Origin of the sequence: Sphingobium phenoxybenzoativorans, assembly GCF_018286635.1 — a bacterium.
In the GTDB taxonomy this organism is placed as follows: domain Bacteria; phylum Pseudomonadota; class Alphaproteobacteria; order Sphingomonadales; family Sphingomonadaceae; genus Sphingobium; species Sphingobium phenoxybenzoativorans.
This window is the reverse complement of record NZ_CP073910.1, coordinates 16,350-29,101: the sequence shown is the minus strand read 5'-3', so window position 1 is coordinate 29,101 and position 12,752 is coordinate 16,350. Positions and strand designations below refer to the sequence as shown.

Genomic DNA, 12,752 nt, shown 5'->3' with positions numbered 1-12,752 from the left:
ATCGAGGGCGCCAGCGCTAGAGTCGGCGGTTTATGGACAATCAAAAGCACACCTTGTGCTAAAATCATTTCGATATTATTCGAAATATCGAAATGGAAACATCCTTGATGCTCCTGCCCCAAGCCATCGAAGCGCTTTCCGCCCTTGCGCACGGGCACAGGCTGGCGGCGTTCCGGCTGCTGGTACGGGCAGGCGTGGATGGCCTGCCTGCGGGTGACATCGCCCGCGCGGTCGGTGTGCTGCCAAACACCCTCTCGACGCATTTGACGATCCTGAGTCATGCGGGCCTTGTCCGATCGCGGCGCGAGGGGCGATCGATCATCTACCACGCGGATTATGATGCCATGCGGAACCTGCTTGGTTTCCTCGTCGCTGACTGCTGCGCCGGTCACCCGGAAATCTGCGCACCGCTTGCGGAAACCGCGCAAGAATGCTGTCCGCAGGCATGATCCGGCGCGCGATTGCCGAGCTGGTCGGCACCGCCATGCTGCTTGCGGTCGTTGTCGGGTCCGGCATTATGGGTGAACGCCTTGCCGCCGGGAACGCGGCCATCGCCTTGCTTGGGAACACGCTCGCGACCGGCGCGGGGCTGGTCGTGCTGATCCAGGTCTTTGGCCCGATATCCGGCGCGCACTTCAACCCCGCAGTGACGCTGGCCTTCACGCTGCGCGGTGAAGCCGATCGTCGATCCGCCATTGCCTATGTCATGGCTCAGCTTATGGGCGCGGTTCTTGGCGTATGGGTAGCGCACGCGATGTTCGCCGAACCGATCCTTCAGGTGTCGTCGAAGCTGCGCGGTGGAGCGGCGCAGGGGTTCTCTGAATGCGTCGCGACTTTCGGCCTGATCGGAACGATCTTCGGCACGCAGCGGGCGCGACCGGAATTTACGCCGATTGCCGTGGGCTTGTTCATTACCGCGGCCTACTGGTTCACAGCCTCGACATCCTTCGCCAATCCGGCGGTCACGCTCGCGCGGAGCCTGTCGGACAGCTTCGCCGGGATTGCGCCGGTTTCAGTCCCGCTGTTCATGGGCGGACAGATTATGGGCGCGTTGGCGGGCGTGGGATTCTTCACTTGGCTGTTACGCGAGGATTGCCCGCAATGACTGATCCGTTCCCGATTACCATCTACCACAATCCCGAATGCGGCACGTCGCGCAACGCGCTCGCAATGATCAAAGCGGCCGGTTATACGCCCACCGTCATTGAGTATCGCAATGTCGGCTGGACATGCCCCTTGCTGCACCAATTGCTGGCGGCTATGGGTGCGCGCCCCCGCGATCTGTTGCGCGCGAAGGGCACGCCCGCCAATGAATTGGGTCTGCTCGACCCATCCGTATCGGACGACGCGATGATCGAGGCGATGCTTGCACATCCGATCCTGGTCAACCGCCCGATCGTGGTGACGCCCAGGGGCGTGGCGCTTTGCCGCCCCTCGGAAGCCGTACTGGACTTGCTCGACCGCAAGCCAGCTTCCTTCATCAAGGAAGATGGGGACATTGTGTACCCTTGACGATGGCCATGGCGAACATCGCCTGCGCCTTGATATCGGAGGCGCAATTGCCGCGCCAGGCGGGAGTTGCAACCGCGGGGCCGCCTGCTAGGCTTTGCCGCGTCCAATGACCGCCCTTGAAATCCTCGCCGTCGCGCTTGGCCTTGCCAATATCCTGCTGCTGGTCCGGCGCAGCGTCTGGAACTATCCGTTCGGCATTGCGATGGTGTGCCTCTACGCGTGGATATTCTTCCATGCGCGGCTCTACAGCGACACCCTGCTGCAATTCTTCTTCCTGCTGCTCAACGCCTATGGCTGGTTCCACTGGAGCCGGGCGCGGGACGGGGGCGCGGTGCCGGTGCGGATGTTGAGGCCGCGCAGCCGGATCATCGCCATCGCCGGCGTCACGGTGGCGAGCGCTCTGTGGGGCAGCGCCATGGCGCGGTGGACAGACGCAGCGGCGCCCCATTGGGATGGCGCGATCGCGATGTTGAGCGTCCTGTCGCAATATCTGCTGGCCAAGCGGTTCGTGGAGAACTGGATCGGCTGGATCATCGTCGATTGCCTCGCCATCTTGCTGTTCTGGACGCGCGGGCTGCAGCTTACCGCCGGACTCTATCTGGTGTTCCTGATCCTGTCGGTCGTGGGGCTTCGGGAATGGCTGCGCGCGCGGGCGGCGCAAAGCCGTGCTTGATGTCGTCCTGCACGGCCCGGAAAGCACGGGAAAATCGACGCTGGCGGCGCAGCTCGCCGGGCATTTCGGCACGCTATGGGTGCCGGAATATGGCCGGACCTATTGCGAGATCAACGGCACCGATCTTGTCCCGCAGGACCTGATCGCGATCATGGACGGGCATGTCGCCGCGCGCGCCGCAATGGGGGAGCAGGCGCGGAACGGCCTGATCGTTCAGGACACCGATCCGCTGATGACGGCGGCGTGGAGCATGATGCTGTTCGGCCATCGCCTGCCGGAACTGGACGCCTTTACCGGCGTCGGCGATCTGTACCTGCTGATGGAAAATGACCTGCCCTTTGTGCAGGACAGCGTCAGGATGTTCCCCGACCGGGAGAGGCAGGCGCGCTTCATGGCGCTGTGCGAGGCGGAGCTTGTGTGCAGGGCCGTGCCCTATGTCCGCATCGGCGGATCGCGGGAGGCGCGTTTTGAAAGCGCGGTTCAGGCCATCCACGCATATGGCTTCGATCCCGAACTCCGTTCGCCCTGAGCCTGTCGAAGGGCTGTCCTTCTCTTGGAAGAAAAGGACAGGGCTTCGACAAGCTCAGCCCGAACGGGGTTCAGGAGCGATGGCTTTTGTTACTTCGCCGTCGGCGCAGCGGCCGCCGCATTCTCCGGCAGGCCGCCGAGCTGGCTGACCAGCTTGGTATAGGCGTCGAGATAGGCGAGCACGATGACCTGGCCGATGTCGGTGTTCTGGTAGCCGCCGCCGCCAGCGCCGGCGAAACCGCCCCACCAGCCCGCGCCGCCGCCAGCACCGAAGCTCAGGTCAGACTTGCGGGCATAGCCCTCGGTCATCGCTTCTTCTTCGGTGGTGCGGGCGTTGACGATGGACAGGGTCACATTCGCCTCGCTCTTCTTGACCGAGATGCCGCCGGCGAGCGCGCCGAAGGTCGAACGGCCAAGGAAGCCGCCCAGAACCGCGCCAACGGCGTTGCCGCCGGAATTGCGGTTGGACGACACGATGTCAGGCTGCAGGAAATAGTCGGCGGCCTTCACCTGGCCCTTGCCCAGGTTCGAACCGGCCTGCAGTTCGCCGGAATCGGCCATGGCGCGCTCCAGATTGCGGCTGGCCATCGAGCGGCCGCGATTGACCAGGCCGAAACAGCCGGACTGCTGCACGAAAATCTTCAGGATCACTTCCGGGCTGCCCAGGTTCAGCTCGCGCCACCACTGATTGTCAGGCTCGACGATGGCGACGGTGCCGAGACGGCGGGTGCAGCGCGGGATGTCGCGTTGACCCTTTTCCTGATCGCGGCGGCCGGACGATGCGCCCTTGGTGGTGCCGTCCTTATTGGTCTTGCCCGATGCACTCGTGACCGCGGCCTCCGCGATAACGGGCGTTGCCACCATCGCGGCGGCGGCAAGGGTGGAAACCAGCTTCTTCATGATAAAACCCCCTAAAAGGCGAATACATGCCGTGACTTATCGTTGCGGACGCGACCTCGCTTTTGCGGCGGCGTCTAGCATAGTGCGAAAACCTTGCATACTGGTTGCGAACGTCCGTTATGGGACAGCCGTGCTGACAGCCGGGAAAACCCCTGCTATCGGGCGCGCATGACCGAACTCTCGCATATCCGCAACTTTTCCATCATCGCGCATATCGACCATGGCAAGTCGACGCTGGCCGACCGGCTGATCCAGCGCACCGGCGGCCTGACCGACCGCGAAATGTCCGCACAAGTCCTTGATAATATGGATATTGAGAAGGAGCGCGGCATCACCATCAAGGCGCAGACGGTGCGCCTCAACTACACCGCCAAAAATGGCGAGCTGTACGAGCTGAACCTGATGGACACGCCCGGCCACGTCGACTTCGCTTATGAAGTCAGCCGGTCGCTGGCCGCGTGCGAGGGCGCGCTGCTGGTCGTGGACGCGGCGCAGGGGGTGGAAGCGCAGACGCTGGCCAACGTCTATCAGTCGATCGAGCATGATCATGAGATCGTGCCCGTCATCAACAAGATCGACCTGCCCGCCGCCGAACCGGAAAAGGTGAAGGCGGAGATTGAGGAAGTGATCGGCCTCGACGCATCCGAAGCCGTGCTGGCGTCGGCCAAGTCCGGCATCGGCATCGACGAGGTGCTGGAGGCGATCGTCGCCAAGATCCCCCCGCCCAAGGGCGACCGGGACGCGCCGCTCGAAGCCATGCTGGTCGATAGCTGGTACGACCCCTATCTGGGCGTCGTCATTCTGGTGCGCGTCGTCAACGGCGTGATCCGCAAGGGCCAGAATATCAAGTTCATGATCGGCGGCACCGAACATCTGATCGACCGGGTCGGCTGCATGCGGCCGAAGATCGAGAATCTCCCGGAGATTTCCGCTGGAGAGATCGGCTTCATCACCGCGCAGATCAAGGATATCAGCCAGACCCGCGTCGGCGACACCATCACCACGGTCAAGAACCCGGCCGCCAAGCCGCTGCCGGGTTTCAAGGAAGTGCAGCCGGTGGTGTTCTGCGGCCTGTTCCCGGTGGATGCGGCGGATTTCGACAAGCTGCGGGACAGCATCAGCAAGCTGCGCCTGAACGACGCCAGCTTCAGTTTCGAGATGGAGAGCAGCGCGGCGCTGGGCTTCGGCTTCCGCTGCGGTTTCCTTGGCCTCTTGCATCTGGAGATTATCCAGGAGCGGCTGACCCGCGAATATGATCTGGACCTGATCACCACCGCGCCGTCGGTGGTCTACAAAATCCAGCTCACGCACGGCAATGGCGAGATTGAGCTGCACAACCCGGCCGACATGCCCGACCCCACCAAGATCGCGGACATAGAGGAGCCGTGGATCGAGGCGGTGATCTACTGCCCCGACGAATATCTCGGCTCCATCCTGAAACTCTGCCAGGACCGGCGCGGCATCCAGAAGAACCTGACCTATGTCGCCGGGCGTGCGCAGGTGACCTATGAGATACCGCTGAACGAGGTGGTGTTCGACTTCTACGATCGGCTCAAGAGCATCAGCCGGGGCTATGCCAGCTTCGACTATCATCAGATCGGCTATCGCGAGGGCGACCTCGTCAAGATGAGCATCATGGTGAACAGCGAGCCGGTGGATGCGCTGTCGATGATCGTCCATCGCGGATCGGCCGAAACCCGCGGGCGCGGCATGTGCGAACGGCTGAAGGACCTGATCCCCCGCCACCTGTTCAAAATCCCGATCCAGGCGGCGATCGGCGGCAAGGTGATCGCCCGCGAGACCATCGCCGCGATGCGCAAGGACGTGACCGCCAAATGCTATGGCGGCGACATCAGCCGCAAGAAGAAGCTGCTCGACAAGCAGAAGGAAGGCAAGAAGCGGATGCGGGAATATGGGTCGGTGAGTATTCCGCAGGAGGCGTTCATCGCGGCGTTGCGGATGGGGGATGAGGGGTAGCGTACTTACCGACAACAAAGGCTGCGTGTAGATTAATTAAAACGCGTAAAGCGCCATGTTATACAGCTTGCTCGACCAAGCGCCGAAATCTTTCGAATTTGGGTGTAGTTATTCCCATCCCGCCGGAATAATCCCAATAAGTACCTGTTATTTCGTTATAGAGGCCGGTTCGCGAAATTCTTGTCATAAAACTGGATGCCTCTTCTTTTTCTACATTTAGGATGCTTTCCAAATCAGCGACGAATACTTCCCATATTGGATTGACGCGCTTCAAAGGATTCTCGTCTGGTGGCGTTGTATCAAGGTGCTTCTTGAATAATATCAATGCTTCCCATTCTCTGTATGAAAGATCATCAAGTAAATTTAGCAATTCTTCATAGTCATCAGGGGATTTTGCTTTACCTTCCACGGCACCATTTTGGAGGAGGCGAGCGAACATTCGGATTTTTTGTTCGCGGCGTGAACGAAAAGCGGCAATCATGGTTGCATTAAGCGAGTGCAAAAATTCATTATCGTTGATAAGATCTTTGGTGAGTACCACCGCGCCAGTCTCTAGTTCGTCAAAAAAGGTGCGCACTCGTTGCTTTTTTATTCGGTCTGCTCGATCCATAATTATGACGTCAAATGCAGAACCAAGCCCATTCGGAATCAGTTGAATCAAGGCACGTATTACTGGATTGCCTGCGTAATCACTCGCTAAGCTAATCTCGTTGCCGTTGGCATCTTTTGTCATTTGGATTTCCTAGACTATCGCTATTGTCCGGAGCAATTTGGGCATGATGCCAGTGCTCAGATACTGCAATTTTGAAAGTTTGCTGTGGGCTGCAAATGATCGACTGCGGTGATAAAATTATGTCACTAATTCACCGGAGCCCGTCTCCGATAACTCAACGCCTCCGCCACATGCACCCGGCCCACATCCTCCGCGCCAGCCAGATCCGCGATCGTCCGCGCCACGCGCAGCACCCGCGTATAGCCGCGCGCTGACAGCTTCATCGCCGCGGCCGCCTGCGCAAGCAACTGCCGCCCCGCCTCGTCCGGCCCTGCGACATCCTCCAGCATTTCGCCGTCCACCTCCGCATTGGTGCGCGTGGGCGTGTCGGCATAGCGCGCCGTCTGGATCGCGCGGGCCTGCGCCACGCGGGCGGCGACTTCGGCTGACCCTTCCGAGGGCGGCGGGAGGATCAGGTCGGCGGCGGTGACGGCGTTCACCTCGACATGCAGGTCTATCCTGTCCAGTAAAGGCCCGGACACCTTTGCCTGATAATCGGCGGCGCAGCGCGGCGCGCGGGCGCAGGCCAGGGCCGGATCGCCCAGATGGCCGCAGCGGCACGGGTTCATCGCCGCCACCAACTGCACGCGGGCGGGGAAGGTCACATGCGCGTTGGCGCGGGCGACGCTGACCGTGCCGGTCTCCAGCGGCTGGCGCAGGGAATCGAGCACGGCGCGCTGAAATTCCGGCAGCTCGTCGAGGAACAGCACGCCCAGATGCGCGAGGCTGACCTCGCCCGGCTTCACCTTCAGCCCGCCGCCGACCAGCGCCGCCATCGACGCGCTGTGGTGCGGCGCGCGGAAGGGGCGGGCGCGGCTGATCCGGCCACCCTCCAGCATCCCCGCGACGCTGGAGACCATCGAAACTTCCAGCGCCTCGGCCGGGTCAAGGTCGGGCAGGATGCCGGGCAGGCAGCTCGCCATCAGCGACTTTCCTGCGCCGGGCGGACCGATCATCAGCAGATTATGTCCACCCGCCGCCGCGATTTCGAGCGCGCGCTTGGCCGTCTCCTGCCCCTTCACCTGTTTCAGATCCGCGCCGCGCACGGGCGGCAGGACGTCGCCGGGCTTCGGTGGAGAGAGGGCGGCGGTGCCCTTGAAATGGTTGAGCAGGCCGAGCAGGTCCGGCGCGCCGATCACCTCGACATGGCCGGCCCATGCCGCCTCCGCCCCCTGCGCCGCCGGGCAGACCAGGCCCATGTCCCGCTCGCCTGCATGCAGCGCCGCGAGCAATACGCCCGGCGTCGGCGCGACCCGGCCGTCCAGCCCAAGCTCGCCGACGACGACATAGCCGGACAGCGTTTCGGCATCGATCACGCCCATCGCGCCCAGCAGGGCAAGGGCGATGGGCAGGTCGTAATGCGACCCTTCCTTGGGCAGGTCGGCGGGGGAAAGGTTGACGGTGATCCGCTTGGGCGGGAGGGCGAGGCCGATGGCGGCGATGGCGTTGCGCACCCGCTCCTTGCTCTCCGCGACGGCCTTGTCGGCCAGGCCCACGACGATGAAATTGGGGAGGCCGGGGACCAGTTGGCACTGCACCTCCACGGCGCGCGCCTCCAGCCCCAGATAGGCCACCGTGGCGACTGTCGAAACCAGAACCGACCCCCAATCTGTTCGCTCCTTGTTCTTAACCGGAGCGGAAGGGCTGTCGAGTCAATTCGGGTGCGTATCGGTTGCATTTTCTGTTGCGAATAATTCGCAATAAAGCGATGATGCGTGTAAGGCAGAGTCACAAATGCCTGCATGTGTGACATATGCAGGCAATATTATGCAGTCAGATTCTGCAATGAAATCAGACGGTCAAGCCAGGGTCGGCCGCCTGTGCGCATAAAAGAAGCGATGCCAGGGAGATAGTGGCAACCCGTACCCAGGAGAATGACCGTGAGCCCGATCGATGAAGTGACATATCTGAGGGACCGCATCCGGCAGGAAGATGATTGGGCGAAGCAGGCCGAAACGATGGCCGCGCGCTTCCGCCATGCCGAACTCGCCATGCATTATCGCGCGAAGCTGAAAGGCTTGCTGGGCGGCGGCGCGACTCCGGCGCAATCGCCCGCCTGACGCGCCGCTGCTTCCGCTGCCGGAGAAGGGCGCGCTATCCGCACATCGGCGGTGGCGGGATTTTCTCCGGCAGCGGGAACAGCGTGATGAACCTGTCCGCCAAGGCGAGGTCGCCCTTCACCTCCAGCATGCCGGCAGCGGCAAGAGTCTCGAACGGCACACCACCATAGACAGCGCCCGCCAGCGCGGCAGGCAGGCCGGTGAACTGCAGGTCCGCGCCGTCCGGGTCGCCGCGCGCCACGGTAAAGCCATTGGCGTTCAGGCGGCCGAGATAGCGGTCCTCGCCAAAGCGGAAGCCGATGCTGGCGTCGATATCGCCGATCCGGGATAGGTCCAGCATCGTGCGAAAGGAGAGCAGCACCGACACGCCGCTGATCTGGCGGGTGGGGTCGTGCAGCGGCGATCGCGTCGCCCATCGGCCCATCACCTGGATGATCGGCTCCGCCTCATACCCCCACGCGGTCAGTTCATAGACCTGCACGGACGCGGGCGGGGGCAGTTTGTGCCGGGTCAGCAGACCGCGCGCCTCCAGCTCGTCCAGCCTTTGCGTCAGCACATTGGCGCTGATGCCGGGCAGGTCCGCCTTGATCTCGCCGAAGCGGCGCGGGCCGAGCATCAGCTCGCGCACCACCAGCAGCGCCCAGCGTTCACCGATCAATTCCAGCGCATGGGCGGTGCCGCAGGCATCGTTGATCCGGCGCTTTTCCGTGGGTTTCTGCTTATCAGTTACTTTTTCTAACTTCATACTTGCTTTTTATAATTGATGCCGCGATGATTGGCAAGTCGATTCGCCATTCAGAGAGGATGTTCCGATGGCAAAGATGATCTTCGTGAACCTGCCCGTAGCCGACCTGCAGAAGTCCATCGCCTTCTATGAGGCCGTCGGCGCGGTTGCAGACCCCCATTTCGCCGACGCCAGCGCGCAGATGATGACATTTTCGGAGACGATCCACGTCATGCTGCTGACGCATGAGCGGTTCAGCAGCTTCACCAGCCGGCCGATCGCAAACGCCCATGAGGTCGCGCAGATGCTATTGTGCATCACCGAAGAGAGTCGCGAGGGCGTCGATATCACGGTCGGCAAGGCGCTGGCGGCGGGATCGAAGGAGCATAACGAGCCGGATGATCATGGCTTTATGTACGGCCGCAGCTTCGAAGACCCGGACGGCCATTGCTGGGGCGTGAACTGGATGGATGTAGAGGCGGCGATGGCCGCAGGCGCGGACGCCGCCGCCTTATCGCACTCACAGGAACGGAAAAAAGAGGAGACGAACGATGCGCTATATGGACGGTTTCGTGATCCCTGTGCCGGACGGCAACAAGCAGGCCTATATCGACATGGCGGCCAAGGCGGCCCCGATCTTCATCGAGCATGGCGCGATCCGCGTGGTGGAAACGTGGAATGACGACGTGCCCACCGGCAAGGTCAATGACTTCCGCACCGCCGTCATCGCCAAGGAGGGCGAGAGCGTCGTCTTTTCCTGGATCGAATGGCCCAGCAAGGCGGTGCGCGACGAAGGCATGGCGAAGGTCATGAAGGATGAGCGGATGCAGCCGGACGGCGACATGCCGTTCAGCGGCGAGCGGCTGATCTATGGTGGTTTCGCGACCCTGGTCGACACCGGCGAAGGCTGACGCCGCCTGCCACCCCCATATGCATGAAGGAGATGGATCATGGCCGACATGACGGGCCGGTTCTTCTGGTATGAACTGATGACCAGCGATCCGAAGGCGGCCGAAGCCTTCTACACGACAGTCGTGGGCTGGACGGCCGCGCCATTCGATGGCGGCAATGCCATGCCCTATACGGTGATCAGCGGCAGCGAAGGCGGTATGGGCGGTATCATGGCGATCCCGCCGGAGGCCGCGGCCAATGGCCTGAAACCCTGCTGGCTTGGCTATATCGGCGCGGCCGATGTCGACGCCGATGCGGCGGCGGCCGCCAATGCGGGCGGGTCCATCCACAATCCGCCCTCCGACATTCCCGATGTCGGCCGCTTCGCCGTGATGGCCGACCCGCAGGGCGCGGTCTATAATCTGCTCAAGGGCAGCAGCCCGCAGGAAATGCCCTCCTATTCCGGCGGCGCAATGGGGCATGTGAGCTGGAACGAGCTGCACACGACCGACTGGGAAGGTGCCTTCTCCTATTATTCCGGCCTCTATGGCTGGACCAGGGAGCATGCGATGGACATGGGTCCGATGGGCACATACCAGATCTGGAACCGGCCGGACGGCGTGACCGCTGGCGGCATGATGAACGATCCCAACTTTCCGCGCCCGGTGTGGCTGTTCTATTTCCAGGTCGGCAATATCGACGCGGCGCAGGCGCGCATCACCGATAATGGCGGCAGCATCCTGTTCGGACCCAGCGAGGTGCCGGGCGGCGGCTGGATCATCAACGCGCTGGACCCGCAGGGCGCGATGTTCGCCCTTGTCGGAACCCGCGAAAGCTGAATCAGCAAAAGTAAGGAGAGAGGCGATGTCGAAAATATCCCCCTGCCTGTGGTTTAACGGCGAGGCCGAGGAAGCCGCCAATTTCTATGTCGATACCTTCCGGGATGGGGAGGTCGGTAAGATCGGCCGCTACCCGGAGGATAATCCCTTCCCGGCCCCTTTCCCCGCCGGGACGGCGATGATGGTGGAGTTCACCCTGTTCGGCCAAAGCTATCAGGCGTTGAACGGCGGCCCCGAATTTACGTTCAGCGAGGCGATTTCACTTTCGGTGGTGTGCAGCGATCAGGCGGAACTGGACCGCTATTTCAACGCGCTGACGGCCGATGGCGGCTCGCCCCAGCCCTGCGGCTGGCTGAAGGACAAATTTGGCCTGTCCTGGCAACTGGTGCCCGAAGCTTTCCTGCGCATGATGGAAAGCGGCGACGCCGCCGGGATCGGCCGCGCCATGGCCGAGGTCGCGAAAATGTCCAAGCTGGACATCGCCACGCTGGAAGCCGCCTTTGCAGGAGAGACCGTATGACCGACGCATCGCTGGACCTGACCATCACCCGTTACATCGCCGCGCCGCCGGAGACGGTCTATAAGGTGTGGAGGGAGCGGACCGAGGAGTGGTTCGCGCCAAAGCCCTGGACCGCGAAGCTGCTGGAGCAGGATCTGCGGCCGGGCGGGCGCTCCGCCCTGACCATGACCGGTCCTGACGGCGTGGAAACGCCGCCGATGGAGGGCGTTGTCCTGGAAGTGATCCCGAACCGGAAGATCGTCACCACCGATGCGTTCAGCGCCGGTTGGGTTCCGCAGGGGCCGTTCATGACGGCGATCACCACCTTCGAACCGGAGGGCGAGGGCACCCGCTACACCGCCACCGCCCGCCACTGGACGGAGGAGGCGATGAAGCAGCATGAGGAGATGGGCTTCACGACCGGCTGGGGCCAGGTCGCGGATCAACTCGCGGCGCTGTGCGAAGCGGTGGATGCCTGAACGCTGATCTACCTGCATCGTCATCCCGGCGGACGCCGGGACCCAATTCTCCTCTTTGAGTGACGGACCCCGGAGGCGAGATGGGTTCCGGCTTCCGCCGGAATGACGAGGGGAGAGTGGGCGATCCAGATCCCCGTCATCCCCGCGCAGGCGGGGCCCCATCTCCGGTGCTAGCCGCCTGACGGAAGGTTGGGAGATAGGTTCCCGCCTGCGCGGGAATGACGGTTTTCGATTATGCGCGGCTATGTTCCCGGACGGAAACCGCATTGACTTCCCCCCGGCCTTTCCCTATCGGACCCGCTTCCGACAAGGGTCGCCGGTTTGGCGGCCATTTTTTGTCATGCCCGATTCGATATATTGTTTGAGGAATGAGCGATGAAGCGCACCTTTCAGCCGAGCAACCTCGTGCGCAAGCGCCGGCACGGTTTCCGCGCCCGCATGGCGACCGTGGGCGGCCGCAACATCCTGCGCGCGCGCCGCGCCCGCGGCCGCAAGAGCCTGAGCGCCTGATCGCAGCCGGGGAGGCGCGCGGCTTCGTGACGCTCACGAAGCGGGCCGACTTCCTCGCCGCGAACAAGGGGCGCAGGCAGCCGATGCCCGGCTTTGTCCTGCTGGTCCGCGACCGCGCGGACGGCGATCCGGTCAAGCGAATCGGCTATACTGTCACGAAGAAGATTGGCGGCGCTGTCGTTCGTAACCGGATGAAGCGCCGTTTTCGCGCCCTCGCCAGGGAATTGCTGCCGGAACTGGGCGTGCCCGGCGCGGACCATGTGCTGATCGGCCGCGAAGGCGGGATCGAACGGGATTTCGCCCTGCTGCGCGCGGAGATGGAAAAGGCGCTGCGGAAATTGGGGCGGGGTGGCAAATGACCCATCGGATGTCCTTTCCTCCGTTCGGG

General features: G+C 62.8%; 18 protein-coding genes. 14 read left to right on the top strand and 4 right to left on the bottom strand.

Features of this window, described 5'->3' with window-relative positions; translation table 11 throughout:
* Window positions 1–107 precede the first annotated feature (107 nt).
* From KFK14_RS00165 to KFK14_RS00145, 5 genes are all read left to right on the top strand, one after another.
* A complete protein-coding gene (locus tag KFK14_RS00165; protein ID WP_070156896.1) occupies window positions 108–449 on the top strand; it encodes an ArsR/SmtB family transcription factor in 342 nt (113 codons plus the stop codon).
* Window positions 446–1,105, top strand: coding sequence for an MIP/aquaporin family protein (locus KFK14_RS00160; RefSeq protein WP_212610946.1), 660 nt, complete (start codon window positions 446–448; stop codon window positions 1,103–1,105). The genes KFK14_RS00165 and KFK14_RS00160 overlap by 4 nt, the downstream gene beginning before the upstream one ends.
* Window positions 1,102–1,512, top strand: coding sequence for an arsenate reductase (glutaredoxin) (gene arsC, locus KFK14_RS00155; RefSeq protein ID WP_070156894.1), 411 nt, complete (start codon window positions 1,102–1,104; stop codon window positions 1,510–1,512). Before KFK14_RS00160 ends, arsC begins: the two co-directional genes overlap by 4 nt.
* 106 nt (window positions 1,513–1,618) lie before the next feature.
* The gene (gene pnuC, locus KFK14_RS00150) at window positions 1,619–2,185 is read left to right on the top strand and encodes a nicotinamide riboside transporter PnuC (protein ID WP_212609443.1); all 567 of its coding nucleotides are present in this window, start codon (window positions 1,619–1,621) and stop codon (window positions 2,183–2,185) included.
* Window positions 2,178–2,714: an AAA family ATPase gene (locus tag KFK14_RS00145; RefSeq protein WP_212609442.1), complete on the top strand. Its 537-nt coding sequence runs from the start codon at window positions 2,178–2,180 to the stop codon at window positions 2,712–2,714. The genes pnuC and KFK14_RS00145 overlap by 8 nt, the downstream gene beginning before the upstream one ends.
* 89 nt (window positions 2,715–2,803) lie before the next feature.
* Here the strand turns inward: KFK14_RS00145 and KFK14_RS00140 are convergent, their stop codons facing one another.
* A complete protein-coding gene (locus tag KFK14_RS00140) occupies window positions 2,804–3,613 on the bottom strand; it encodes a CsgG/HfaB family protein (protein WP_070156891.1) in 810 nt (269 codons plus the stop codon).
* Between the two features lie 168 nt (window positions 3,614–3,781).
* Here KFK14_RS00140 and lepA point away from each other — a divergent pair, with 168 nt between their 5' ends.
* Complete coding sequence (lepA, locus tag KFK14_RS00135; RefSeq protein WP_070156890.1) at window positions 3,782–5,590, top strand: translation elongation factor 4; 1,809 nt, start codon at window positions 3,782–3,784, stop codon at window positions 5,588–5,590.
* A gap of 58 nt (window positions 5,591–5,648) precedes the next feature.
* Here lepA and KFK14_RS00130 read toward each other — a convergent pair whose 3' ends face one another.
* Both KFK14_RS00130 and KFK14_RS00125 read right to left on the bottom strand, forming a co-directional pair.
* Window positions 5,649–6,323, bottom strand: coding sequence for a hypothetical protein (locus tag KFK14_RS00130; protein WP_212609441.1), 675 nt, complete (start codon window positions 6,321–6,323; stop codon window positions 5,649–5,651).
* A gap of 125 nt (window positions 6,324–6,448) precedes the next feature.
* Window positions 6,449–7,957: a YifB family Mg chelatase-like AAA ATPase gene (locus tag KFK14_RS00125; RefSeq protein WP_212610945.1), complete on the bottom strand. Its 1,509-nt coding sequence runs from the start codon at window positions 7,955–7,957 to the stop codon at window positions 6,449–6,451.
* Window positions 7,958–8,242: 285 nt separating this feature from the next.
* Between KFK14_RS00125 and KFK14_RS00120 the strand changes: the two genes are divergently transcribed.
* Complete coding sequence (locus KFK14_RS00120; RefSeq protein ID WP_212609440.1) at window positions 8,243–8,422, top strand: hypothetical protein; 180 nt, start codon at window positions 8,243–8,245, stop codon at window positions 8,420–8,422.
* Between the two features lie 34 nt (window positions 8,423–8,456).
* Here KFK14_RS00120 and KFK14_RS00115 read toward each other — a convergent pair whose 3' ends face one another.
* Window positions 8,457–9,167: a winged helix-turn-helix transcriptional regulator gene (locus KFK14_RS00115; protein ID WP_212609439.1), complete on the bottom strand. Its 711-nt coding sequence runs from the start codon at window positions 9,165–9,167 to the stop codon at window positions 8,457–8,459.
* A 67-nt stretch (window positions 9,168–9,234) separates the two neighbouring features.
* Between KFK14_RS00115 and KFK14_RS00110 the strand changes: the two genes are divergently transcribed.
* The 7 genes from KFK14_RS00110 to rnpA all read left to right on the top strand — a co-directional run bounded on the left by KFK14_RS00110 (window position 9,235) and on the right by rnpA (window position 12,723).
* Entirely contained in the window at window positions 9,235–9,828 is a 594-nt protein-coding gene (locus KFK14_RS00110; protein ID WP_246524777.1) for a VOC family protein, read from the top strand.
* Window positions 9,761–10,057 (top strand): DUF1428 domain-containing protein, encoded by a 297-nt coding sequence (locus tag KFK14_RS00105; RefSeq protein WP_246524775.1) that lies wholly within the window; start codon window positions 9,761–9,763, stop codon window positions 10,055–10,057. The genes KFK14_RS00110 and KFK14_RS00105 overlap by 68 nt, the downstream gene beginning before the upstream one ends.
* A gap of 39 nt (window positions 10,058–10,096) precedes the next feature.
* Window positions 10,097–10,876, top strand: a complete 780-nt coding sequence (locus tag KFK14_RS00100; RefSeq protein ID WP_212609437.1) for a VOC family protein — start codon at window positions 10,097–10,099, stop codon at window positions 10,874–10,876.
* Window positions 10,877–10,901: 25 nt separating this feature from the next.
* Complete coding sequence (locus KFK14_RS00095) at window positions 10,902–11,396, top strand: VOC family protein (RefSeq protein ID WP_212609436.1); 495 nt, start codon at window positions 10,902–10,904, stop codon at window positions 11,394–11,396.
* On the top strand, window positions 11,393–11,854 hold the full coding sequence (locus KFK14_RS00090; protein WP_212609435.1) for an SRPBCC family protein: 462 nt from the start codon (window positions 11,393–11,395) through the stop codon (window positions 11,852–11,854). Before KFK14_RS00095 ends, KFK14_RS00090 begins: the two co-directional genes overlap by 4 nt.
* 375 nt (window positions 11,855–12,229) lie before the next feature.
* Window positions 12,230–12,364: a 50S ribosomal protein L34 gene (rpmH, locus tag KFK14_RS00085; RefSeq protein WP_070156881.1), complete on the top strand. Its 135-nt coding sequence runs from the start codon at window positions 12,230–12,232 to the stop codon at window positions 12,362–12,364.
* 26 nt (window positions 12,365–12,390) lie between these two features.
* Window positions 12,391–12,723, top strand: a complete 333-nt coding sequence (gene rnpA / locus KFK14_RS00080; RefSeq protein WP_212609434.1) for a ribonuclease P protein component — start codon at window positions 12,391–12,393, stop codon at window positions 12,721–12,723.
* Window positions 12,724–12,752 lie beyond the last annotated feature (29 nt).

What these genes read in the sequence shown, in the direction of transcription:
- KFK14_RS00105 (WP_246524775.1), top strand. Translation starts at nt 9,761, where the DNA reads ATGGCGGCCAAGGCGGCCCCGATCTTCATCGAGCATGGCGCGATCCGC.
- pnuC (WP_212609443.1), top strand. Translation starts at nt 1,619, where the DNA reads ATGACCGCCCTTGAAATCCTCGCCGTCGCGCTTGGCCTTGCCAATATC.
- rpmH (WP_070156881.1), top strand. Translation starts at nt 12,230, where the DNA reads ATGAAGCGCACCTTTCAGCCGAGCAACCTCGTGCGCAAGCGCCGGCAC.
- KFK14_RS00160 (WP_212610946.1), top strand. Translation starts at nt 446, where the DNA reads ATGATCCGGCGCGCGATTGCCGAGCTGGTCGGCACCGCCATGCTGCTT.
- KFK14_RS00165 (WP_070156896.1), top strand. Translation starts at nt 108, where the DNA reads ATGCTCCTGCCCCAAGCCATCGAAGCGCTTTCCGCCCTTGCGCACGGG.
- KFK14_RS00090 (WP_212609435.1), top strand. Translation starts at nt 11,393, where the DNA reads ATGACCGACGCATCGCTGGACCTGACCATCACCCGTTACATCGCCGCG.
- KFK14_RS00140 (WP_070156891.1), bottom strand. Translation starts at nt 3,613, where the DNA reads ATGAAGAAGCTGGTTTCCACCCTTGCCGCCGCCGCGATGGTGGCAACG.
- lepA (WP_070156890.1), top strand. Translation starts at nt 3,782, where the DNA reads ATGACCGAACTCTCGCATATCCGCAACTTTTCCATCATCGCGCATATC.
- KFK14_RS00115 (WP_212609439.1), bottom strand. Translation starts at nt 9,167, where the DNA reads ATGAAGTTAGAAAAAGTAACTGATAAGCAGAAACCCACGGAAAAGCGC.
- KFK14_RS00130 (WP_212609441.1), bottom strand. Translation starts at nt 6,323, where the DNA reads ATGACAAAAGATGCCAACGGCAACGAGATTAGCTTAGCGAGTGATTAC.
- KFK14_RS00100 (WP_212609437.1), top strand. Translation starts at nt 10,097, where the DNA reads ATGGCCGACATGACGGGCCGGTTCTTCTGGTATGAACTGATGACCAGC.
- arsC (WP_070156894.1), top strand. Translation starts at nt 1,102, where the DNA reads ATGACTGATCCGTTCCCGATTACCATCTACCACAATCCCGAATGCGGC.
- KFK14_RS00095 (WP_212609436.1), top strand. Translation starts at nt 10,902, where the DNA reads ATGTCGAAAATATCCCCCTGCCTGTGGTTTAACGGCGAGGCCGAGGAA.
- KFK14_RS00110 (WP_246524777.1), top strand. Translation starts at nt 9,235, where the DNA reads ATGGCAAAGATGATCTTCGTGAACCTGCCCGTAGCCGACCTGCAGAAG.